We start from the raw sequence: 21,278 nt of genomic DNA on the forward strand, positions 1-21,278 counted from the left end.
GGTGGGGCGGGTGGGGGAGGGGAGGGGGGTGGAGTGGAGGGCGAGCGGGGGCGGGGTCCCGGCGAATTCGCGCATCCAGTCGGCGGTTTCCGTGCGGACGAGGTCGGTGATGTCCTCGGAGAATCTGCGGAGCACTCCGAGGCAGCGCTCGGCGGCCTCGGAGGCGGTGCCCTCGGTGGGGCCGAGGACCTCGCGGACGCTCTCCGAGGCCCAGTCGAACTGAAGGGCCTGGAGCCGGCGCTGTACGGCCTGCGCGGTGGCGACGTTGCGCATCCAGCCGGAGGTGACGCCGAAGTAGCGGTCGCAGGCGAGGCAGGCGGCTCCGAGGAGCAGGGCGAGATAGCCCCAGCCGGCGGCCCCGGGCAGCGCGCCGATCAGGTCGGTCAGGGGGAGGGCGGCCCCGGCGACGAAGCCGGCGGCGGCGACGGAGCGGAGGACGCGGCCGGTGCGGCGCTTCCAGACGCGGTCCCGCAGGTACCACTCCACGGTGCGCAGCGCGCCGGACTCGACCCATCGGAACAGCTCGTCGAGGCGCTCGGCGGGCTCGCCCCAGTCGCCGAGCGGGAAGGGCCTTCCGGTCAGATCACCGCGCGGCGTCTCGCCGCGCTCCTCCCGGGCGGGCCCCCCGGGCTGCATCTCCGGCTGGCTCACCGGGGCACTCCTCTGAACGACGTGACGGATGGACGAAGGGGGTACGACTCTGTGTGACCGTGATGGTGACGCGGGGTGTGCTTGTGTATGGCACGCATGCTGTCGCGCAAGCCCTTTCCTACCGCCGAACGGTGGCTCATGAGGCGGAAACCCCAATATTTCCGACCACACCCGGGCGGTGATCAGGTAGAGGACCCGCACGATACTCACTCGAAAGAGGTGCCGTCGCGGGGTTCGGCGAGCCGCTCGGGCACCACGTAGGCTCGGCATACCGAACAACCGTCGTCGAAGTGCACAGGAGTGACCGTGATCCCCGGTGGTGGCCAGCCCAATATGCAGCAGCTTCTCCAGCAGGCCCAGAAGATGCAGCAGGATCTCGCCCGTGCCCAGGAGGAGCTGGCCCGTACCGAGGTGGACGGCCAGGCCGGCGGCGGTCTCGTCCGGGCCACGGTGACCGGCGCCGGGGAGCTGCGCGCCCTGGTGATCGACCCGAAGGCGGTCGACCCCGAGGACACCGAGACTCTCGCCGACCTCGTGGTGGCCGCCGTCCAGGCCGCGACGGAGAACGCGCAGCAGTTGCAGCAGCAGAAGATGGGGCCGCTCGCCCAGGGACTGGGCGGGATGCCGGGTCTGCCCTTCTAAAGCGGGGGCAGGAACAACTACCGTACGAGCCGTAGGGGCTGTACGAGCAGAGGAAGAGGCAGTCCGTTGTACGAAGGCGTGGTTCAGGACCTCATCGACGAACTGGGCAGGCTGCCCGGCGTCGGTCCCAAGAGCGCGCAGCGGATCGCCTTCCACATCCTCCAGTCGGAGCCCACCGACGTCCGCCGGCTGGCCCACGCCCTGCTGGAAGTGAAGGACAAGGTCCGGTTCTGCGCGGTCTGCGGCAACGTCGCTCAGCAGGAGCTGTGCAACATCTGCCGCGACCAGCGCCGGGACCTCTCCGTCATCTGTGTGGTGGAGGAGTCCAAGGACGTCGTCGCGATTGAGCGGACCCGGGAGTTCCGGGGCCGCTACCACGTGCTCGGCGGGGCGATCAGCCCCATCGAGGGCGTGGGCCCCGATGATCTGCGGATTCGTGAGCTGCTGGCCCGTCTCGCGGACGGGACGGTGACCGAGCTGATCCTCGCCACGGACCCCAATCTGGAGGGCGAGGCCACCGCCACGTATCTGGCACGCATGATCAAGCCGATGGGCCTCCGGGTCACTCGGCTGGCCAGCGGTCTGCCCGTGGGGGGAGACTTGGAATACGCCGACGAGGTCACGCTGGGGCGTGCCTTCGAGGGGAGACGACTTCTCGATGTCTGATGTCATGCTGCACGCGACACATCAGGACCCCGCCGATTTCGCGGTCCAGATCGCGGATTCGATCGAGTCCTTCATCGTCGCGACCACAGAGGTCGCCAGGGGCGACGAGCCCGACAGCGCGGTGCCCTTCCTGTTGCTGGAGGTCTCCCAGCTGCTGCTGACCGGCGGCCGGCTGGGCGCGCACGAGGACATCCTTCCGGACGAGAGGTACGAGCCGGACACCGGCCCGGAGCCGGACGTGGACGATCTGCGCGAGCGGTTCGCGGTGCTGCTCGACCCGGTGGACGTGTTCTCCGAGGTCTTCGACCCGTACGAGCCGCGCAAGGCCCCCGTCGCGTTCCGCGTCTCCGACAATCTCGCCGACATCGTCACCGATCTGCGGCACGGCCTCGCCCACTACCGGGCCGGCCGGACCACCGAGGCGCTGTGGTGGTGGCAGTTCTCGTACTTCTCCAACTGGGGTCCGACCGCGTCCGCGACCCTGCGCGCCCTTCAGTCGCTGGTCGCCCATGTCCGTCTCGACCAGCCGCTCCAGGAGCTGGACGGGCTGGACACGGACGAGGACCTCGCCGAGGACGCGCTGGCGGAGGAGGCCGGCAAGGTGATGGCCGAGGAGATCGCGGGCCCGCTGGGCCTGCGTACCGGCTGAGCCGCCCCCCGCTCGACGAGTGCGCCCGCCGCCCCGGGGGTCCGGGGCGGCGGGCGCACTCGTGTGAGCCGCCGCACAACCCGGCGTACACCGCCGCCGCCTGGGCAGTAGTCGCTCCGAGCAAGGTTCGTGATCACTCCCTGAGCAACGTGTCTCACGATGTGACTGCCCCGGGATCGGGACGGACCGCTCGTTAGACTGAGCCGACCGCAGTACATGGCTGTGGTGGAGAAACCGAGCGAGGAGCGCACGTGGGCCTTGTCGTGCAGAAGTACGGGGGTTCCTCCGTTGCCGATGCCGAGGGCATCAAGCGCGTCGCCAAGCGGATCGTGGATGCCAAGAAGGACGGCCATCAGGTCGTCGTCGTGGTCTCCGCGATGGGCGACACGACGGACGAGCTGATCGATCTGGCCGGGCAGGTGTCCCCGATCCCTGCCGGGCGTGAGTTCGACATGCTGCTGACCGCCGGGGAGCGCATCTCCATGGCGCTGCTGGCCATGGCGATCAAAAACCTGGGCCACGAGGCCCAGTCCTTCACGGGCAGCCAGGCCGGCGTCATCACCGACTCGGTCCACAACAAGGCGCGCATCATCGATGTGACGCCCGGGCGGATCCGTACCGCGCTGGACGAGGGCAATATCGCCATCGTCGCGGGCTTCCAGGGCGTGTCCCAGGACAAGAAGGACATCACCACGCTCGGCCGGGGCGGCTCCGACACCACCGCCGTCGCCCTCGCCGCCGCGCTGGACGCCGAGGTCTGTGAGATCTACACCGATGTGGACGGCGTCTTCACCGCCGACCCCCGGGTGGTCTCCAAGGCCCGGAAGATGGAGTGGATCGCCTTCGAGGACATGCTGGAGCTCGCCGCTTCGGGGTCCAAGGTGCTGCTCCACCGCTGCGTCGAGTACGCCCGCCGATACAACATTCCGATCCATGTCCGCTCGTCCTTCTCCGGACTGCGCGGCACCTGGGTCAGCAACCAGCCGCAGGGAGACCAGCAGGTGGAGCACGCCATCATCTCCGGAGTCGCCCACGACGTCTCCGAGGCCAAGGTCACGGTCGTCGGGGTGCCCGACAAGCCGGGCGAGGCCGCGGCGATCTTCCGTACCATCGCCGATGCCGAGATCAACATCGACATGGTCGTCCAGAATGTGTCGGCGGCGGCCACGGCCCTCACCGACATCTCCTTCACCCTTCCGAAGACGGACGGCGCCAAGGCGATCGACGCGCTGGAGAAGGCGAAGGGCGCGATCGGCTTCGACTCGCTGCGCTACGACGACCAGATCGGCAAGATCTCGCTGGTCGGCGCGGGGATGAAGACCAACCCCGGGGTCACCGCCTCCTTCTTCGAGGCGCTCTCCGACGCGGGGGTGAACATCGAGCTGATCTCCACCTCCGAGATCCGTATCTCCGTGGTCACCCGCGCCGACGACGTGAACGAGGCCGTGCGCGCCGTGCACACCGCCTTCGGCCTGGACAGCGACAGCGACGAGGCCGTCGTCTACGGAGGCACCGGGCGATGACCCGCAAGCCGGCGCTCGCGGTCGTCGGGGCGACCGGAGCCGTCGGCGCGGTGATGCTGGAGATCCTCTCCCAGCACGAGAACGTCTGGGGCGAGATACGCCTTCTCGCCTCGCCGCGCTCGGCCGGCCGGGTGCTGGCCGTGCGCGGCGAGGAGTGCGAGGTGCTCGCGCTGAGCGAGGAGGCGCTCGACGGGGTCGATGTGGCCCTCTTCCTGGTGCCCGCCGAGGTGTCCGCGCGATGGGCGCCGGTCGCCGTCGCCCGGGGCACGGTGGTTGTGGACAACTCGGCCGCCTTCCGGCTCGATCCGGAAGTGCCGCTGGTCGTCCCCGAGGTCAACCCCCATGCCGCGCGGATCCGTCCGCGCGGCATCGTGGCGAGCCCGCACGACACCACCCTCGCGATGATCCCCGCGGTGGGCGCGCTGCACGCCGAGTTCGGTCTGCGGGAGCTGGTCGTCTCCTCCTACCAGGCCGTCAGCGGCGAGGGCAGGGACGCGGTGGCCGCGCTGCGGTCCCAGCTGTCGCTGGTCGCGGGTACGGAGCTGGGCTCGACGCCCGGCGATGTGCGCCGGGCCGTGGGCGAGGCCGGACTCGGGCCGTTCGCCGCCCCGCTCGCGCTCAATGTGATGCCCTGGGCGGGCGTGCCGGCGGACGACGGCTGGTCGTCCGAGGAGCTGGGGCTGCGCGAGGAGACCCGCAGGATCCTGGATCTGCCCGCGCTGCGGGTGGCGGCGACCTGTGTCCGGGTGCCGGTCCTCACCGCCCACTCGCTCACGGTCCACGCCCGGTTCGAGCGCGAGGTCACGGTGGAGCGGGCGCACGAGATCCTGGCGACCTCCCCCGGTGTGGTGCTCTACGACGATCCCGCCGCGGGCGGCTTTCCCACCCCCGCCGATGTGGTGGGCACGGATCCGACCTGGGTGGGCCGGGTGCGGCGGGCGCTGGACGATCCGTGCGCGCTGGAGCTTTTCGTCTGCGGCGACAACCTCCGCAAGGGGTCCGCGCTGAATTCCGCGCAGATCGCGGAAGCGATCGCCGCCGAATTCTCCCGGTGATATCAACCCTGGTGTCAGATGTCTGTTGTCTGGCGTCTTGTCCGTGGTTTCCGGTCGGATTCCTGGCTGTTGATCCTTGATCGATCCCGTCCCGGTCCGCCCTGACCAGGCTTTCTCATGGCCTGCGGTGGATGCGGTGTCAGCGGCGGTTTGTAGGATCTGTGAACGCCCCAGGGGAAGCCTGTGGACAGATCGAAGATCTGTACCATTTGGCCCTGAGTGTGGGGCGGCCAGGAATTCGTTCCCCCGGGCCTGCAACCAGCGGCCGGGTGTGAGGCGTCTTCGCGGTCACCTCAATACGGTGCCGTAAAAAATGGGGCATTGGGGAAAAGCGAGTACGCATGAGGGCAAATAAAACTCCGTCAAAGACGGTGGCGTACGCGTACAACCCTGACGGGGGGAAGCGTGTCCAACAGTTGTGGCAGACGTACTCGACATCGCAGGGGTGGTCCCGGTCCGCAGCAGCGCGCCGATGCGCCTGCTCCGGAGCGGCACAGCGGTCCCGGTCCGCGGCGCATCGGCACGCGGGAGTTCAGTGGCACCGGCCCGCGGTGACCGCGGCACGGCGGACGGCGCCGGCACCGCGACGGGCGCACGCGGCGCTCTCGCGCGCCCGGGGCGCGGACGCCGGCCGTCGGGCGGCATGCCGGTGATCGCTCCGATGCCCACGCCCCGCACCACCCGGATCCCCTCCCAGCGCGAGGGCACGGACACGGCCGCCGCCGGCACCACCGTCGACCACCTCACCGAGACCTACCGCGCCCACTACCGGTCGCTGCTCGGCCTCGCCGCCCTCCTCCTCGACGACACCGCCTCCTGCGAGGACGTGGTGCAGGAGGCCTTCATCCGCGTCCACTCGGCGCGCAACCGCGTCCGCGACCCGGAGAAGACCCTCGCCTATCTGCGGCAGACCGTGGTCAACCTCTCCCGGTCCGCGCTGCGCCGCCGCATCCTCGGGCTCAAGCTGCTCTCCAAGCCCATGCCGGACATGGCGAGCGCCGAAGAGGGCGCGTACGACCAGCTGGAGCGCGACGCGCTGATCAAGGCCATGCGCAAGCTCCAGCGCCGCCAGCGCGAGGTGCTCGTGCTGCGGTACTTCGCCGACATGACCGAGGCCCAGGTCGCCGAGACGCTCGGCATATCCCTCGGCTCGGTGAAGGCGTACGGCTCCCGGGGCATAGCGGCGCTGCGCGTCTCCATGGAGGCCTCGGCATGAGCGCCGACAAGAACAACTTTGAGCCGCACGGGCCGGACGGGCCGTTTGACGACCGGACTGGGAACAAGATGGCGAACAACGGGCCGGGCAACGGGCCGGACGCCGGGCACGACGGCGGCGAGGCCGACGACGTGACCCGGGAACAGGCCGGGGAACGGGCCCGCGAGGCCGAGGAACCCGGCACCGCGACCGGTGCGACCGGTGGCGCGGTGAAGGAATCCGGCGTCGGTGCGGAGAAGTCCGGCGGTGCGGAGAGGTCCGGCGGTACGGAGAAGCGGGCCGGAGCCGAGAAGGCGGCCGGGCCCGAGCGGTCGGCCGAGCCGCCGACCGAGGGGCTGGACCTCGGCGCGCTGCTCAAGGGCGGAACCCCGGGCGACGGCACGGACGAGCTGGCCCTGCGGCGGCTGTTCCACGGCGCGGTGGACGAGCTCGCGCCCTCCGAAGGCGCTCTCGACCATCTGCGCAAGGCGGTGCCCGCGCGCCGGGCCCGTAAGAGGCAGGCGCTGATCGGGGTGGCCGCGGCGGCGCTGCTGCTGGGCACGGCGATCCCCGCCTTCGTGCATGTGTCGAACCCGTCCGGCGGCGACAAGACCGGCCCCGTCGCGATCGGGAACGACAACATCCAGGGCGGTCCCGGGACCGAGGCCGAGAAGCAGAAGGAGCGGGAGAAGGAGGCCAAGGAGAAGGCGGCCCGGGCGAGCAGCTCCCCCACCGGAAAGCCCCAGAAGCCCAAGGACCGCGAGGAGAAGGACCGGCCGAGCGAGTCCCCGGGCACCCGTCCGGGCAAGAACACCGGAGGCGGCGGCTCCACCGGCGGTGGCGACGCGTCGGCCGGGCCCCCGGGCGAGGCCCCGGCCGACGCGCTGGTCTGCGATGCCGCCCGCCTCTCCGTCGCCGTGCAGGAAGCCGGTCTCCCGGATGCCGAGGGCAAGGTGTACGGGGTCTTCCGTGTCTCCAACGTCTCCGGCGACGCCTGCTCGGTCGGCGGCGGCGCGGTCGGCGTCCAGACGCTGGGCGCGGCCGACCCGGCCAAGGTGAGCGTGGTCCGGCACACGGCGGACGGCCCAGCGACCGGTCTGCCCGATCCGTCGCTGGAGGCCGATTCGCTGCTGCTGGAGCCGACCCAGTCGTACGAGGTGCGCTTCGCCTGGGTGCCGAGTGAGACCTGCCCGGCCACGGACGGCGGCGAGTCCCCGGCTCCGACCCCCACGGACGACGGGACCGGAGCGACCGAGGGCACCGGAGGCTCGACCCCCGGGGAAGTCTCGGCCCAGCTCCTCACCGAGGACGGCGGCCTCCAGGACGGCAGCATCTCGGTGACCCATGTCGCCGATCCGGGCGCGCCGACGGCCCAGGCGGCCATCCCCAACGCCTGCGCGGGGACGGTCTACCAGACCGGCCTGCTGAGCGCGGGATAGAGAACCGGGCATCCGCCCCGCCCCCTGGTCATGACACCGGCCCCGCCGCTGAGAGAGCGGCGGGGCCGGGGCGTGCGGTGGGGCGGGTGGGGGCGGATCAGACCGACTCGGGCTCCAGCCCCAGCTCACGGTCGCGGATCGCCTCCGCCTCTCGGCGCACCAGGCGGAACCACATGAAGAGCACGAACGCCGCGAAGACGAACCACTCGCCGGTGTACCCCAGGTTCTGGAACGCCTTCATGTCCAGCCCGTTGCCCTCGGCGACGGCGGCGGGCACCGCCCCCATCGAGCCGTCGGCCTCCGTCAGGGTGATCCAGGCGTCGTAGACGTCGTCCGGCACCAGGTTCACCAGCGAGGCGGCGCTGATCATCCCCAGCTGGCCGGCGGGCAGCCCGCCGGCCGTGTGGACGCCGTCCGTCCCCATGTTCTCCGAGGCCTGGAGCCAGCCGGTGACCGTGACCTCGCCGGCGGGAGGGGCCGGAGCGGGAGCGCCCTGGGCGACCCAGCCCCGGACCACCGGAAGCGTCTTCCCGCCGTCGGTCCTCAGCAGCGTCAGCACATAGTCGCCGCGCTCGCCCTTCACCGACCGGTCGGGCACCCGGAACTGCTCGCCGTACACCCCGGTGGCCTCGGCGGGCCGGCCGGAGGTCTTCTTGTCGACCGGCAGCAGCTCCTCCAGCGGCACCGTGCCCCGCTCATCGGGGGAGGGCTCCCGCTCGGCCTCCTTGTGGGTGTCCACCCGTTCCTCGAACTTGCCGAGCTGCCAGGTCCCCATGAAGAGACAGAAGGGGATCGCCAGCACGACGAAGACATTGATGCCCCACCACCGGGGCGTCAGCAGGAAGCGGTACACCCCTCCACGGTACGGAACGGGCTTCGGCTACCGAGGTCCGCCCCCCTCGGTCGCGCCTTCGAGGGCTGTCCGGCCCGCCGGTCCGGCCCCGGCCAGCCGGGCGGTGACGAAGTCGATCTCCATCCTGAGCTGCTTGATCCGCTCCTCCACCACCAGTGAGCCGTGTCCCGCGTCGTACCGGTACACCTCGTGGGCCGCGCCGCGCGCCGCCAGCCGGTCCACGTAGTTCTCCACCTGGCGGATCGGGCAGCGCGGGTCGTTGACGCCCGCCGAGATGTAGACCGGGGCGCGCACCGCGTCCACATAGGTCAGCGGGGAGGAGGCCTCGTACCGCTCGGGCACCTCTTCGGGGGTGCCGCCGAGCAGGGTGCGGTCCATCGACTTCAGGGCCTCCATCTCGTCGTGGTAGGCCGTCACATAGTCGGCGACCGGCACCGCGGCGAGCCCCAGCGCCCAGGACCCGGGCTGGGTGCCGAGACCGAGCAGGGTCAGATAGCCGCCCCAGGAACCGCCGGCCAGGATCAGCCGCTCGGGGTCGGCGAGCCCCGACTTCACCGCCCAGTCGCGGACGGCCGCGATGTCCTCCAGCTCGATCAGCCCGACGCGGTGCTTCAGCGCGTCCGTCCACGCCCTGCCGTAGCCCGTGGAGCCCCGGTAGTTGACCCGGACGACCGCGAAGCCGTGGTCGACCCAGGCCGCCGGGCCGGCCGCGAAGGCGTCGCTGTCGTGCCAGGTCGGGCCGCCGTGGATGTCGAAGACCGTGGGCAGCGGGCCCTCGGTCCCCGCGGGGCGCTGCACCAGCGCGTGCACCCGGCCGCCGGGCCCCTCGACCCACACGTCCTCCACCGGCACCGACTCCGGGGCCCTGAGCCCCGGCGGGTCGAGGACGGTCCCGCCCGCGGTGGAGCGCACCTGCGGCGGCAGCGCGGCCGAGGACCACAGATACTCGACCTCGCCCGACGGCCGGGCCGTGGCCCCCGAGACCGACCCGGCCGGGGTCTCGATCCGTGTCAACCCGCCCGAGGCCAGGTCGTACCGCCACAGCTCGCCGCGCGCCTCGAAGCTGTGCGCGACCAGCAGACCGGATCCGTCCGGGTACCACTCCGCGTTGACGTCGCCCGGCAGGTCGATCGCGAGATCGGTCTGCTCCCCGGAGGCCACGTCCCAGATCATCGGCTCCCAGCGGCCCCGCCGCTGATGGCCCACGAGCAGCCGGGTGTCCCCCTCCACCGGGGCGAAACCGAGCACCTCGAGACCGAGCTCCCGGGTGCCGCCCTCCGTGTCGTCCAGCTCGGCCACCGGGGAGCCGTCGAGCCGCACCACCCGCAGGGCCGCGTGCATCGCGTCGCCGTGCTCGGTGTGCTCGATCGCGATCAGCGTCCCGTCGTGGGACAGATCGCCGACCCCGGCCGACTCCCGGTGCCGGTAGATCTCGACCGGCTCGGCCCCCTCGCGCACCACATGGACGGTGGTGCCCTCCTCGTCGGTGGAGCGGCCGACCACCGACGCGCCGTGCCGCCCGACGGCCAGCCCCGCCGAGTAGGAGGGCGCGAGACCGGGCGCGGCCGGCACATCCTCCCCGCCCTCGAAGGGCTGCCGCAGCCATATCCCGAACTCGTCGCCGTCGCTGTCGGAGAACCACCAGACCGATGAGCCGTCCGGCGACAGCACTCCGTCGGTCGTGCCGCTCGGCCGGTCGGTGACCTGCCGCTGTCCGCCGGTGGCCCGGTCCCACGCGTACAGCTCGTAGGTCCCGGTGGCGTTCGACACGAAGAGGGAGCGGTCGGGCGCGTCCACCGCCCAGTCGGGGAGGGAGACGCGCGGTGCGCGGAAGCGCTTCTCCCAGTCGGGCATCGGGTCAGTGATCTCAGTCATGACCCCATTCTGCGCCGGGTGCCGGACAATTCGTTCGCGTCGCCCTCAGCCTGTGGATAACTTCGTACGCATGCATACGCCCACCTCTTCGAATTCCGGACTTCCCGACGGCTGGCGCGAGGCCAACCGCTCCAACTGGGACGGACGTGTCCCCATCCATGTCGCCAGTGACTTCTACGATCTGGACGCCTTCCGCGCGGGCAAGGAGGTGCTGCGCGACTTCGAGGTGGCCGAGGTCGGCGAGGTGACCGGCCGTACCCTGCTGCACCTTCAGTGCCACTTCGGACAGGACACGCTCGCCTGGGCCCGGCGCGGGGCGAAGCGGGTGGTGGGTCTCGACTTCTCGGAGCCGGCGGTGGAGGCCGCGCGCGGGCTGGCGACGGACCTGGGCATGGGGCCGGACCGCGCCGCGTTCGTCGCCGCCGACGTGTACGACGCGCGGGAGGCCGTCCCCGACCCCGTGTACGACATCGTCTACACCGGCACCGGCGCGCTGAGCTGGCTCCCGGACATCCGGAGCTGGGCCGAGACCGCAGCCTCGCTCGTCGCGCCCGGCGGATTCCTCTATCTCGCCGAGTTCCACCCGATCACCGACGTCCTCGACGACGGGACGGGCTCGCACGTGGTTCACGACTACTTCTCGCGCGAGCCGTGGATCGAGGACGAGACCGACACCTACACGGACTCGGACGCCAAGCTGGTCCACACCCGGAGCGTGGAGTGGCAGCACCCGATCGGCGACGTCGTCAGCGCGATCTGCGCCACCGGGCTGCGGCTGGAGTTCCTGCACGAGCACGACGTCTCGCTCTTCCCGCGCTTCGACAACTTCGTCACGGCCGACGACGGCTACTACCGCTTCCCGGCGGAGAAGCCGAAGATCCCGCTCATGTACTCGCTCAAGGCGACCCGGCCCCTCTGACCGCCGGGGACCCCGGCCGGGCCCGGCGCGGCGCTCGGGCGGGGCTCAGGAGGCCTTCGGAGGGCTGGGGAGGCGTACCACCGCACGGCCGCCGTCCAGATCGACGGTGGAGCGGTGCGGCGGTGCGCCGTCCTCCTCGTCGTCCTTCATCAGCAGCGCGCTCCGGCGCTCCTTCAGCTCGTTCTGCTTGCCCGCCGAGAAGGTCGCGTGCAGCTGCTCGAAGCCGGTCGCGGAGACCTGGCCCCGCCGCTTGCCGCGACCGGTCGCCCGCAGCAGCTGATCGCCGAAGGCTATGACCACGAGCAGGATCACCAGCCCGGGAAGGGTCGCGAAGACTACAAACTCCATGGCGTCGGTCTCCAGTGCGGAAGTCGGGGCGTGCCGGGGTGTGCCGGGGTGTGCCGGGGTGTGCCGGGGGCGGACTCGGGGAGGCGCGGGGGAGATCAGGGGGCGGCGACGGCCACGGCCGCCGCGTAGCCGGGATCGACCGGTACGTCGCTGAGCCGCCAGCCCGCCACCTGGACCGGGCGGGGGCCCGCGCCGACATGGGTGCGGGCCAGATCCTCGTTGAGCCCCACGCCGGACGCCTTCAGCACCGCTTCCTTCCGTGTCCAGCAGCGGGCGAAGGCGAGGGGCCGCTCCCCGGCCGGCAGTTCCGCCAGTTCGGCGCGCTCGCCCGGGTGGAGTTCGCCCGCGATCTCGTCGACCGTCGTGGCGGAGGGCAGATTCTCGACATCGGCCCCGACCGGGACCGGGGCCAGCGCGATCAGCACCAGGCCCTGGGTGTGGGAGAGGGAGAAGTGCACCGGGTCCCCGGATATCGCGGGGCGGCCGTGCGGGCCGCCGCACTGGGTGCACGGCTTACGGGTCAGGGCGACCGCCTCGGGCGGCAGGCCGAGCCGCTCGCCGAGCAGACGGCGCAGGGCGACATGGGCGACCGCGTAGGCGTCGCGGTCGACGGGCCGGAGGAAGGCGTCGAGACGGGCCGACTCCGCGCCGTCGAGCAGCCGCCGATGGGCCAGGGCCTCGGCCGCGAGGGCGGGCACCCGGCCCAGCCAGAGCCGTTCCACGCCGGGAGGCGGCGAGAGCGGCGAAGGCGGCGAGGTCGCCGGGGGACCCCCGGCGGGTTCGGCGGAGTGCTCGGTCGTCGCCATGCGTGCCTTCTCCTCGGGCTCCGTCGGTCCGGGGCGTACGAATCCGGCGCGCCGCGAGGGCGCGCCGGATCCATGAGTACGGGCATCCGGTGTCCGGGCGCAAGGGCCTGCGCTCCGGACACCGGATGTCATCGCACGGTGGTGTCGGCTCAGATGTTGACGCCGAAGTCCTGCGCGATGCCGCGCAGGCCCGAGGCGTAGCCCTGGCCGACGGCGCGGAACTTCCACTCCGCGCCATTGCGGTACAGCTCGCCGAAGACCATGGCGGTCTCGGTCGAGGCGTCCTCGCTCAGGTCGTAGCGGGCCAGCTCGGCCCCGCCGGCCTGGTTGACCACGCGGATGAACGCGTTGCGCACCTGGCCGAAGGACTGGCCGCGGCTCTCGCCCTCGTGGATCGAGACCGGGAAGACGATCTTCGCGGCCTCGGCGGGGACGGCCGCCAGATTGACCTTGATCTGCTCGTCGTCGCCCTCGCCGGCGCCGGTGAGGTTGTCACCGGTGTGCTCGACGGAGCCCTCGGGGCTCTTCAGGTTGTTGAAGAAGATGAAGTGCTGGTCGGAGAGCACCTTGCCGGCCGCGTCCACCAGCAGGGCGCTGGCGTCGAGGTCGAAGTCGGTGCCGGTGGTGCTCCGTACGTCCCAGCCCAGGCCCACGATTACCGCAGACAGGCCCGGGGCCTCCTTGCTGAGCGAGACATTGCCGCCCTTGGACAGGCTGACACCCATGGAAATCCCCTGCGCAATCCGGCGCGGGCCGCGCCTTTCTTGACGTTTGCTGTGCCCAACCGAGCCAACGAGCGACCTACCCCCTCAGTTCCCGTCCCGCACCACAGATGGATAAGTTTTGACTTATATAAGTGACCGCCGCATAGTGGGATTCGTGCAGGTATTCGATGTTTTCGCTGTGCTGGGCGATCCGGTACGACGCCGGATATTGGAGCTGCTCGCCGAGGGCGAGCAGCCGTCGGGCGCGGTCGCCGCGGTGATCCGGTCGGAGTTCGGGATATCGCAGCCCGCCGTCTCGCAGCATCTGCGCGTGCTGCGGGAGAGCGGGTGCGCCTCCGTGCGGGCCGAGGGGGCCCGCCGGCTCTACGCCGTCGAGGCCGCGCCGCTGCGCGAGGCCGATCTCTGGCTGGCGGGGTTCCGGAACCGCTGGGAGTAGACCCGGGGGGACAGGAAGAGCGAGCGAGGGACAGACATGAGTGAGATCGCCGACCGGATTGACGACGTCCGCCGCGAGGTCGGCACCCGCCCCCCGGCGGGCGCACCCGAGGACACCGAGGGCCCCGCGGGCGAGGAGGTCCGCACCGTCCTGCTGGCGCGCGCCTTCGACGCCCCGCCGGAGACGGTCTGGCGGGCCTGCACCGACCCCGAGCGGGTCGGCCGCTGGTTCCTCCCGCTCGGCGGCGACCTCCGGCCCGGCGGCCACTACCGGCTGGAGGGCAACGCGGGCGGCGAGATCCTGGACTGCGAGCCGCCCCGGCTGCTCCGGGTGAGCTGGCTGTTCGGCGAGAGCCCCGGCTTCGGCGAGGTCGAGCTGCGGCTGGCCCCCGAACCGGAGGACGGGGGAAGGACCGCCTTCGAGCTGGAGCACATCGCCGTCGTGCCGCCCGGGATGTGGGACCGGTTCGGGCCCGGCGCGGTCGGCGTCGGCTGGGATCTGGCGCTGCTCGGGCTCGATCTGCATCTGCTCGGCCGCCCGGTCGGGGACCCGGCGGCGTGGCAGGTCTCCGACGAGGCGAGGGAGTTCATCGCCCGCAGCGCCGAGCGGTGGGGCGCGGCGCACCGCGCCTCGGGCGCGCCCGAGGACGTCGCCGCCTCGGCGGCCCGCGAGACGACCGCCTTCTACGCCCCGCCCGGGCCGCCGGAGGACAGCGCCGAGACCGCCTGAGGTCCGGGGCGCGGAACGGGGCGGCGGGCCGGGGCGGGAGCCGGGCCCCGGGCCGGGGGCGCGAGCAGGGGCGCACGGCCAGTAAAGTGCGCCTCCGTCCCCCGCAACGCCCACGAACACCCGAGGTACCAGGCAGTGACCTCCGCACCTTCCACCCCGCCGGCCGTCACCGTGGTCGGTATCGGGGCCGACGGATGGTCCGGCCTCCCCGACGGCTCGCGCACGGCGCTCGCCAACGCCGAGGTGCTGATCGGGGGCGCGCGCCAGCTGGAGCTGCTCCCGGAGCGCTGCACCGGCGTACGCGTCCCCTGGCCGTCGCCGCTGCGCCCCGCCGTCCCCGCCCTCCTCGCCGCCCACGCCGGCCGCCGCGTCGCCGTCCTGGCCAGCGGCGACCCCATGCACTACGGCATCGGCCGGGCCCTCGCCGAAGAGCTGGGCCCCGCCGCCGTACGGGTCCTGCCGCACCCCTCGTCCGTCTCGCTGGCCGCCGCCCGCCTCGGCTGGCCGCTGGAGGACGCCGAGGTCGTCACCCTCGTCGGCCGCCCCTCGGCCCGGCTCGCCGCCGCCCTCCACGAGGGCCGGCGGCTCCTGGTGCTGAGCGCCGGGGCCGGCACCCCGGCGGAGGTCGCCGCCCTGCTGCGCGCGCGGGGCTTCGGACCGAGCCGGATACAGGTGCTCGAACAGCTCGGCGGGGCCCGCGAGCACACCGCCGAAGGCACCGCCGACGACTGGCCCCACCCGCCCGGCGACCCGCTCAACATCGTCGCCGTCGAGTGCCGCCGCGCCCCGGACGCCCTGCGGCTGGGGGCCGTGCCCGGACTGCCGGACGCGGCGTACGAACACGACGGCCAGCTCACCAAGCGCCATGTCCGCGCCGCCACCCTCGGCGCGCTCGCGCCCGCGCCCGGCGAACTGCTCTGGGACATCGGCGGCGGATCCGGGTCCATCGCGGTCGAATGGATGCGTACGCACCCCTCCTGCCGGGCGGTCACCGTCGAGCGGGACCCGGTGCGCGCCGGGCGCATCGCCGTCAACGCGGACCGGCTCGGCGTCCCCGGGCTGCGCGTCGTCACCGGCCCCGCGCCCGCCGCGCTCGCCGGGCTGCCCGTCCCCGACGCGGTGTTCATCGGCGGCGGACTCACCGCCCCGGGGCTGCTCGACGCCTGCTGGGAGGCGCTCCCGGCGGGCGGCCGGCTGGTCGCCAACACCGTGACCCTGGAGTCCGAGGCGCTGCTGGCCGACCGCTACCGGCACTACGGCGGCGAGCTGATCCGGCTCGCGGTGGCGCACGCCGTGCCCGTCGGCACATTCACCGGGTGGCGGCAGGCGATGCCGGTCACCCAATGGGCCGTCGTGAAGCTCGCGGCCGTGAAGCACCCGCACCACCCGGACGGGCTCCGGGAGCCCGCCGCCCACTCAGCAGGAGACGACAGATGACCGTGTACTTCATCGGCGCCGGCCCCGGCGCCGCCGACCTGATCACCGTGCGGGGCGCCCGGACCCTCGCCGACTGCCGGGTCTGTCTGTACGCGGGCAGCCTGGTGCCGCGCGAACTGCTCGCCGAGTGCCCCCCGGACGCCCGGCTCGTGGACACCGCGCACCTCGACCTCGACGCGATCACCGAAGAGCTGGTCCGCGCCCACCGAGAGGGCCACGACGTGGCCCGGCTGCACTCCGGCGACCCCTCCGTCTTCAGCGCGGTCGCCGAGCAGATGCGCCGGCTCGACGCCGCCGGGGTGCCGTACGAGGTGGTGCCCGGCGTCCCCGCCTTCGCCGCCGCCGCCGCAGCCCTCAAGCGGGAGCTGACCGTGCCCACCGTCGGCCAGACGGTCATCCTCACCCGGATCGCCCACCGCGCCACCGCGATGCCCGAGGGCGAGGACCTGGCCACCCTCGGCCGCAGCGGCGCGCTGATCGTGCTGCATCTGGCCGCCCGCTACGCGGACCGGGTGGTCGAGGAACTGCTGCCGCACTACGGCGCGGACTGCCCCGCCGCCGTGGTCGCCCTCGCCAGCCGCCCCGACGAGCTGATCCTGCGCGGCACCCTCGCCGACATCGCCGACCAGGTGAAGGCCGCCGGAATCGTCCGTACCGCCGTCATCATCGTCGGCCGCACCCTCGGCGCGGAGGGGTTCCGGGACAGCCACCTCTACTCCCCGGAGCGCGACCGGCACCAGTGCTGAGCCACCGCCGGTGCTGAGCCGCGCCGAACCGCCGAACCGTCAGCGCGCGGGCGCGGCGCGCCCCACCACCGTCCCGGCCCGGTCGATGCAGATCACATCGACGGCGACCGGCGCGCCGCGCAGCACGGACAGCGCCTCGTCGCGCGCCGCCACCGCCACCAGATCGCCCAGCGGCACCCCCGCCGCCGCGCACAGCTGAAGCGCCGCGAGCCCGGTGTTGGCCACGGCGATCTCCTCGGCCAGCGCCGGGTCCGCGCCGCCGCGCCGGGCCAGTTCGGCGAGGAAGCCCTTGTCCACCTGGGAGCGGGCCGAGTGCAGATCCAGATGCCCTGCGGCCAGCTTCGACAGCTTCGCGAACCCGCCGCAGACCGTGAGCCGCCCCACCGGATGACGGCGTACGTACTTCAGCACCGCGCCCGCGAAGTCCCCCATGTCCAGCAGCGCGATCTCCGGCAGCCCGTACTCGGCCACCACCGTCTTCTCCGAGGTCGAACCGGTGCACGCCGCCAGATGGGAGTGCCCGGCCGCCAGCGCCACATCCACCCCGCGCCGGATCGAGTCGATCCACGCCGAGCAGGAGTACGGCACGACCACCCCGGTCGTCCCCAGGATCGACAGCCCGCCCAGGATCCCCAGCCGGGGGTTCCACGTGGAACGGGCGATCTCCTCGCCGTGGTCGACGGAGACCGTGATCTCCACATCGCCGCCCCCGCCGTGGGCCTTCGCGACCAGCGCCATGTGCTCGCGCATCATCTGCCGGGGCACCGGGTTGATCGCGGGCTCCCCGACCTCCAGCGGCAGCCCCGGCAGCGTGACCGTGCCCACGCCGGGGCCCGCCCGGAAGACCACCCCGGACCCGGCCGGGAGCACCCGTACCGTCGCGCGCACCAGCGCTCCGTGAGTGACGTCCGGATCGTCCCCCGCGTCCTTCACCACCGCCGCCATGGCGCGTCCGTCCGCCGTCAGCTCCTCCTTGGCCAGCGCGAACGACGGCGTCTGCCCCTTGGGCAGCGTGATCGTCACCGGATCGGGAAAACTCCTGGTCAGCAGCGCGGTGTACGCGGCGGTGGCCGCCGCGGTCGCACAGGCCCCGGTCGTCCAGCCGGGGCGCAGCCCGGTGTGCTTGAGTTGGGCGCCGCGCCCGCCTTTCGCCTCACTGATCATTAAGGGGTCCGTACTCCGTGCCTGTGCATGTGTTGATCCTCGGGGGGACGACCGAGGCCCGCCGGACCGCCGAGCTGCTCCACGGTGTCCCCGGGCTCCGGGTCACCAGCTCGCTCGCCGGGCGGGTCGCCGCGCCCAGGCTGCCGCCGGGGGAGGTCCGCGTCGGCGGGTTCGGCGGGGCCGAGGGGCTCGCCCGGTGGCTGCGCGAGCACGGGGTGGGGCTGCTCATCGACGCCACCCATCCCTTCGCGAGCACGATCAGTTTCAACGCGGCCGGGGCCGCCGCCACCGCCCATGTTCCCCTGCTCGCGCTCCGGCGGCCCGGGTGGGTCGACGCGGAGCCCGCCGCCGGCGGCGACTGGCATCCGGTGGGCTCCCTGGAGGAGGCTGCCGCGATCCTGCCGGACCTGGGGCGACGGGCCTTCCTCACCACCGGGCGGATGGGACTGGCGGCCTTCGCCGGCTGCGACGGGGTCTGGTTCCTGATGCGGTCCGTCGACCCGCCGCAGGGGCCGCGCCCGGCGCGGATGGAGGTGCTGCTCGACCGGGGGCCGTTCACCCTGGAGGGGGAGCGGGAGCTGCTCGCGCGGCACCGGGTGGATGTGCTGGTGACGAAGGACAGCGGGGGCGCGGCGACCGCGCCGAAGCTGGTGGCGGCGCGGGAGGCGGGGGTGCCGGTGGTGGTGGTGAGGAGGCCGGGGGGGCCGGAGGGGGTGCGGGTGGTGGGGGACCCGGAGGGGGCGGTGGAGTGGGTGGCTCGGCTTGCCGGGGTGCGGGCCCTGGGGGCTCGGGTCCGTCCTCAATCTCCCCCTGGGCTCCGCCCGGGGGGACCCCCGGACGGGCTGAATTGACGTACCTGGCAGGTGCGGGGCCCGAGGACTCGGGGTCCGTCCTCGAACTCCCCCTGGGCTCCGCCCGGGCCGGTGGGTGCGGCCCGGGGCGGGAATCGGGCCTGGTCAGTTCTCCGGGTAGCGGCGGGGGGTCCAGGTTATGTGGGAGCCGGAGGGGCGGGGGGTGGTGCGGGTTTGGGAGGAGCCGATGAGGAGGATGGTGCGCATGTCGACCTCGTCGGGGTTCAGCTCGCCGAGGGGGACGGTGCGGACGCTCTGCTCCGGGCCGCCGATGTCGCGGCCGACGACCACGGGGGTCTCCGGGGAGCGGAATTCGAGGAGCAGGTCGCGGGCCTTGGCCACCTGCCAGGTGCGGCTGCGGGAGCCCGGGTTGTAGAGGGCGAGGACCAGATCGGCCGAGGCGGCGGCGCGCAGGCGTTCGGCGATGACCTCCCAGGGCTTGAGCCGGTCGGAGAGGGAGATGGTGGCGTAGTCGTGGCCGAGCGGCGCGCCCGCCGCCGCGGCGGCGGCGTTCGCGGCCGTCACGCCGGGGAGCACCCGTACGGGGACGTCCGCGTACTCCGGCTGCGCGGCGGCCTCCAGGACGGCGGTGGCCATCGCGAACACCCCGGGGTCGCCGCCGGACACCACCGCGACGCGACGGCCGCGCCGGGCCAGGTCGAGGGCGAACTCGGCGCGCTCCGACTCGACCTTGTTGTCCGAGCCGTGCCGCCGCTGGCCGCTCCGCTCGGGCACCCGGTCGAGATAGGTCGTGTAGCCGACGAGGTCGTCGGCGGAGGCCAGCGCGCCCCGGCTCTCCGGCGTCAGCCAGAGCGGCCCGGCGGGACCGGTGCCGACGACCACGACCTCGCCGCGCTCGCGCACGGCGGGGGCGGCGTCGACCCGGCTCGGCAGCACGGCCACCGCGAAGTACGGGACCGAGTCCGGGTCCACCCCGGCCAGTTCGGCGGTGCGCTCACCGGCCATGGTGGCGCGCTCGACATAGCGGGCCTCGTCCAGCCGCCCGGCGCGCTCCAGGGCGCGGCGCACCTTGGGGAACGTACGCCCCAGCTTCATCACCACCGCGACGTCGGTGGCGGCCAGCCGGGCGGTCAGCTCCTCCTCGGGCAGGGTGCCCGGCAGGATCGTCAGCACCTCCTCGCCCTCGGCGAGCGGTGCGCCGAGGCGGGCGGCCGCCGCGCTGACGGAGGTGACACCGGGGACGACCTCGGTCTCGTAGCGGTCCGCGAGCCGCTTGTGCATGTGCATGTACGAGCCGTAGAAGAGCGGGTCGCCCTCGGCCAGCACCGCCACCGTGCGCCCCGCGTCGAGGTGGACGGCGAGCCGGGCGGCGGCCTCGGCGTAGAACTCCTCCATCGCGCCCCGGTAGCCGCCCGGGTGCTCGGTGGTCTCGGTGGTGACGGGGTAGACCAGCGCCTCTTCGAGGTGGTCCGCGCGGATGTGCTTCGCCGCGATGGAGCGGGCGATGGACCGCCCGTGCCGGGCGCTGTGGTACGCGATCACATCCGCCTCGGCGATGATCTCCACGGCGCGTACGGTCATCAGCGACGGGTCGCCGGGGCCGAGCCCGACTCCGTACAGCCGGCCGGTGGTGGTGCCGCTCATTCTTCCTCGCTCGCGATCGCGTTCAGAGCGGCCGCCGCCATGGCGCTGCCGCCGCGCCGCCCCCGGACGACCAGGTGGTCGAGGCCGAGCGGGTGCTCGGCGAGGGCGTCCTTGGACTCGGCGGCGCCGATGAAGCCTACGGGGACGCCGATGACGGCGGCCGGGCGAGGTGCGCCGTCGGCGATCATCTCCAGCAGCCGGAAGAGGGCGGTGGGGGCGTTGCCGACGGCCACGACCGCGCCGTCGAGGCGGTCGCGCCACAGCTCCAGCGCGGCGGCGCTGCGCGTGGTGCCGAGTTCGGCCGCCAGGGCCGGTACGGACGGGTCGGAGAGCGTGCACACGACCTCGTTGCCGGCCGGGAGCCGCTTGCGGGTCACCCCGCTCGCGACCATGGCCACATCGCAGAGGATCGGCGCGCCCGCGCGCAGCGCGGCCCGGGCCCGGGACACGACCTCGGGGCTGTAGGAGAGGTCGCGCACGAGATCGACCATCCCGCAGGCGTGGATCATCCGGACCGCGACCTGGCTGACGTCGGCGGGCAGACCCGTGAGGTCCGCTTCCGCCCGGATGGTGGCAAAGGACTGGCGGTAGATGGCCGCGCCGTCCTTCTCGTAGTCGAACACTGTGCTCTCGCCGCTCTCGTTCATGGGGACGTCGGACGGCCGGGTCGCGGACCCGGCCGGTGTGGAGGTGCCACCGCAATGGTGGCGGTGCGGTGCGGGCGGGGGTGCGGAGGGGTGCCGGACCGCGCGTACGAGTACGCATACGAGTACGTGTGTACGTGCGGGTGTACGGCGCCGGCCGGCCGCGCCCGTGCGACCCCGCCCGCCCCGACCGTAGCCCGCGAGGCCGGCCGGAGACCTTCCGGGCGGCTCGCGGCGGTCGTGCACGCCGCTGCCCGTGCGATTCGTCCGCCCGGCGGTTCCGGCTTCCGTTCGGCGGACTCCGCGCCGGGAAACAGTGT

At 73.0% G+C, this 21,278-nt stretch carries 21 protein-coding genes and 1 pseudogene; 13 read left to right on the plus strand and 9 right to left on the minus strand.

Going from position 1 to position 21,278, the window contains the following annotated elements:
• On the minus strand, nt 1-651 hold a 651-nt coding region (locus ABD371_RS28010; protein WP_344482772.1), incomplete at its 3' end, for an SLATT domain-containing protein.
• A gap of 306 nt (nt 652-957) precedes the next feature.
• Between ABD371_RS28010 and ABD371_RS28015 the strand changes: the two genes are divergently transcribed.
• The 7 genes from ABD371_RS28015 to ABD371_RS28045 all read left to right on the plus strand — a co-directional run bounded on the left by ABD371_RS28015 (nt 958) and on the right by ABD371_RS28045 (nt 7,820).
• Nucleotides 958-1,293, plus strand: a complete 336-nt coding sequence (locus tag ABD371_RS28015; protein ID WP_344482775.1) for a YbaB/EbfC family nucleoid-associated protein — start codon at nt 958-960, stop codon at nt 1,291-1,293.
• Nucleotides 1,294-1,359: 66 nt separating this feature from the next.
• Complete coding sequence (gene recR, locus ABD371_RS28020) at nt 1,360-1,959, plus strand: recombination mediator RecR (RefSeq protein WP_190120902.1); 600 nt, start codon at nt 1,360-1,362, stop codon at nt 1,957-1,959.
• Nucleotides 1,952-2,608, plus strand: a complete 657-nt coding sequence (locus ABD371_RS28025) for a DUF5063 domain-containing protein (RefSeq protein ID WP_344482781.1) — start codon at nt 1,952-1,954, stop codon at nt 2,606-2,608. Before recR ends, ABD371_RS28025 begins: the two co-directional genes overlap by 8 nt.
• Before the next feature lie 251 nt (nt 2,609-2,859).
• Entirely contained in the window at nt 2,860-4,131 is a 1,272-nt protein-coding gene (locus tag ABD371_RS28030) for an aspartate kinase (protein WP_344482784.1), read from the plus strand.
• Complete coding sequence (locus ABD371_RS28035; protein ID WP_344482787.1) at nt 4,128-5,186, plus strand: aspartate-semialdehyde dehydrogenase; 1,059 nt, start codon at nt 4,128-4,130, stop codon at nt 5,184-5,186. The genes ABD371_RS28030 and ABD371_RS28035 overlap by 4 nt, the downstream gene beginning before the upstream one ends.
• A gap of 643 nt (nt 5,187-5,829) precedes the next feature.
• The gene (locus tag ABD371_RS28040) at nt 5,830-6,402 is read left to right on the plus strand and encodes a SigE family RNA polymerase sigma factor (protein WP_190121373.1); all 573 of its coding nucleotides are present in this window, start codon (nt 5,830-5,832) and stop codon (nt 6,400-6,402) included.
• The gene (locus tag ABD371_RS28045) at nt 6,399-7,820 is read left to right on the plus strand and encodes a hypothetical protein (RefSeq protein ID WP_344482791.1); all 1,422 of its coding nucleotides are present in this window, start codon (nt 6,399-6,401) and stop codon (nt 7,818-7,820) included. Before ABD371_RS28040 ends, ABD371_RS28045 begins: the two co-directional genes overlap by 4 nt.
• 97 nt (nt 7,821-7,917) lie before the next feature.
• Here ABD371_RS28045 and ABD371_RS28050 read toward each other — a convergent pair whose 3' ends face one another.
• Both ABD371_RS28050 and ABD371_RS28055 read right to left on the minus strand, forming a co-directional pair.
• The gene (locus tag ABD371_RS28050) at nt 7,918-8,673 is read right to left on the minus strand and encodes an SURF1 family protein (protein WP_344482794.1); all 756 of its coding nucleotides are present in this window, start codon (nt 8,671-8,673) and stop codon (nt 7,918-7,920) included.
• A gap of 27 nt (nt 8,674-8,700) precedes the next feature.
• Nucleotides 8,701-10,527, minus strand: a complete 1,827-nt coding sequence (locus ABD371_RS28055; RefSeq protein ID WP_381734974.1) for a S9 family peptidase — start codon at nt 10,525-10,527, stop codon at nt 8,701-8,703.
• A gap of 91 nt (nt 10,528-10,618) precedes the next feature.
• Between ABD371_RS28055 and ABD371_RS28060 the strand changes: the two genes are divergently transcribed.
• Nucleotides 10,619-11,467 (plus strand): class I SAM-dependent methyltransferase, encoded by an 849-nt coding sequence (locus ABD371_RS28060; RefSeq protein WP_344482800.1) that lies wholly within the window; start codon nt 10,619-10,621, stop codon nt 11,465-11,467.
• A gap of 45 nt (nt 11,468-11,512) precedes the next feature.
• On the opposite strand, the gene ABD371_RS28065 is transcribed toward ABD371_RS28060, so the two are convergent.
• The 3 genes from ABD371_RS28065 to ABD371_RS28075 form a co-directional block, all read right to left on the minus strand.
• Entirely contained in the window at nt 11,513-11,815 is a 303-nt protein-coding gene (locus ABD371_RS28065; RefSeq protein ID WP_344482803.1) for a DUF6191 domain-containing protein, read from the minus strand.
• A gap of 95 nt (nt 11,816-11,910) precedes the next feature.
• Nucleotides 11,911-12,621, minus strand: a complete 711-nt coding sequence (locus tag ABD371_RS28070) for a 4'-phosphopantetheinyl transferase family protein (RefSeq protein WP_344482806.1) — start codon at nt 12,619-12,621, stop codon at nt 11,911-11,913.
• Between the two features lie 149 nt (nt 12,622-12,770).
• Complete coding sequence (locus tag ABD371_RS28075) at nt 12,771-13,346, minus strand: TerD family protein (RefSeq protein ID WP_344482809.1); 576 nt, start codon at nt 13,344-13,346, stop codon at nt 12,771-12,773.
• Between the two features lie 145 nt (nt 13,347-13,491).
• Between ABD371_RS28075 and ABD371_RS28080 the strand changes: the two are divergent.
• From ABD371_RS28080 to cobM, 4 genes and pseudogenes are all read left to right on the plus strand, one after another.
• Nucleotides 13,492-13,779: pseudogene (locus ABD371_RS28080) on the plus strand (ArsR/SmtB family transcription factor); the annotation flags it as partial.
• Nucleotides 13,780-13,818: 39 nt separating this feature from the next.
• Nucleotides 13,819-14,511 (plus strand): SRPBCC domain-containing protein, encoded by a 693-nt coding sequence (locus ABD371_RS28085; protein ID WP_344482815.1) that lies wholly within the window; start codon nt 13,819-13,821, stop codon nt 14,509-14,511.
• Nucleotides 14,512-14,646: 135 nt separating this feature from the next.
• Nucleotides 14,647-15,948 (plus strand): precorrin-6y C5,15-methyltransferase (decarboxylating) subunit CbiE, encoded by a 1,302-nt coding sequence (gene cbiE, locus ABD371_RS28090; protein WP_344482818.1) that lies wholly within the window; start codon nt 14,647-14,649, stop codon nt 15,946-15,948.
• The gene (cobM, locus tag ABD371_RS28095; RefSeq protein WP_344482820.1) at nt 15,945-16,694 is read left to right on the plus strand and encodes a precorrin-4 C(11)-methyltransferase; all 750 of its coding nucleotides are present in this window, start codon (nt 15,945-15,947) and stop codon (nt 16,692-16,694) included. Before cbiE ends, cobM begins: the two co-directional genes overlap by 4 nt.
• Nucleotides 16,695-16,733: 39 nt before the next feature.
• On the opposite strand, the gene ABD371_RS28100 is transcribed toward cobM, so the two are convergent.
• The gene (locus ABD371_RS28100) at nt 16,734-17,858 is read right to left on the minus strand and encodes a cobalt-precorrin-5B (C(1))-methyltransferase (protein ID WP_344482823.1); all 1,125 of its coding nucleotides are present in this window, start codon (nt 17,856-17,858) and stop codon (nt 16,734-16,736) included.
• Nucleotides 17,859-17,881: 23 nt separating this feature from the next.
• On the opposite strand from ABD371_RS28100, the gene ABD371_RS28105 reads away from it, so the two are divergent.
• Entirely contained in the window at nt 17,882-18,709 is an 828-nt protein-coding gene (locus ABD371_RS28105) for a cobalt-precorrin-6A reductase (RefSeq protein WP_344483066.1), read from the plus strand.
• Between the two features lie 105 nt (nt 18,710-18,814).
• Here ABD371_RS28105 and ABD371_RS28110 read toward each other — a convergent pair whose 3' ends face one another.
• Both ABD371_RS28110 and ABD371_RS28115 read right to left on the minus strand, forming a co-directional pair.
• Entirely contained in the window at nt 18,815-20,314 is a 1,500-nt protein-coding gene (locus tag ABD371_RS28110) for a precorrin-2 C(20)-methyltransferase (RefSeq protein ID WP_344482826.1), read from the minus strand.
• Nucleotides 20,311-20,937, minus strand: coding sequence for a precorrin-8X methylmutase (locus ABD371_RS28115; protein ID WP_344483069.1), 627 nt, complete (start codon nt 20,935-20,937; stop codon nt 20,311-20,313). The genes ABD371_RS28110 and ABD371_RS28115 overlap by 4 nt, the downstream gene beginning before the upstream one ends.
• Nucleotides 20,938-21,278: the final 341 nt, after the last annotated feature.

The sequence above is a fragment of the Streptomyces amakusaensis genome (assembly GCF_039532665.1).
In the GTDB taxonomy this organism is placed as follows: Bacteria; Actinomycetota; Actinomycetes; order Streptomycetales; family Streptomycetaceae; genus Streptomyces; species Streptomyces amakusaensis.